The sequence below is a fragment of the Bradyrhizobium sp. P2_E8 genome (assembly GCF_056403875.1).
In genome coordinates this window covers 1-950 of sequence record NZ_JBFUES010001644.1, presented here as the reverse complement: position 1 = coordinate 950, position 950 = coordinate 1, and the positions used below count along the sequence as shown (strand labels likewise).

The following is a 950-nucleotide window of genomic DNA, read 5'->3' as shown; positions in this document are numbered from 1 at the left end:
CTCCAGGGCGATCGACGCCTTGCGTCGCGCTCGCGAATTGCCGTCAGGAAATAAGCGCACGGCGGCAATGCGCAGGGCGGCGATTCTTGGAAATGCCGCCGAAATCCACGCGTATTTCTCGGCAACGAAGGCGCCGAAGCAAGATCGCGACGCCGCTGAAATCCCGCCTTCGTGACGAAACGTTCCACTGAAATCAGGTCCGGCAGCCAACCCTCGTGATACAGTCGCCAACGCTCGAGATCGATCTCCGCACGGGTCAGCATCCCGGCGACGGAGAATCGCATGAGGATGCTTTGGCGGCAGAGAATGTCAGCCTGCGGCTTCTCCTTGCCCAGGCCGAGATCAACACGAGGGGTCTGCTCGCCAGGGCGGGCATCGATGCAAGGGAGCGAGAGACCTCCGACAAGCTGCAAAATCTGATCCTTGAAGAGCTGCACCACCGCATCAAGAACACGCTCGCGATCGTTGCCGCCATCGTCTCCCAGAGCCTGCGCAACCTGCAAGGTGTGGAACACGCACAGCAGGCTGTCGATGGTCGGCTATTGGCACTCGGCCGGGCGCACGATCTCCTTGTGCGGGCGAGTTGGTCGAGCGCCGACCTCGGGGCGGTCGTCCGCAGCGCCATCGAAGCTTTCGACGATCCCGCCGAATCGAAGTTCTCGATTTCGGGACCCGATATCCGGATCAATTCGGGTGCCGTGATCGCCGTCGCGATGACGCTCAATGAGCTTTGCACAAACGCCACGAAGTACGGTGCCTTTTCGGCTCCAAAGGGGGGCGTCGATCTCCACTGGACGATCGACCCGCAGACGCAACGCTTGCGCCTGACCTGGATCGAGAAGAATGGTCCGTTGATCCACTCACCCGCAAAGCGCAGCTTCGGAACGCGATTGATCGAGACGCTGGGTCGCCAGCTCCAGGGCGACGTGCAACTGACCTATGAGGAGAGC

At 61.5% G+C, this 950-nt stretch carries 1 protein-coding gene; it reads left to right on the top strand.

Annotation, left to right across the window (positions count from 1 at the left end):
• Nucleotides 1-215 precede the first annotated feature (215 nt).
• A partial coding sequence (locus AC1D00_RS42940) for a sensor histidine kinase (RefSeq protein ID WP_477014898.1) occupies nucleotides 216-950 on the top strand: 735 nt, incomplete at its 3' end.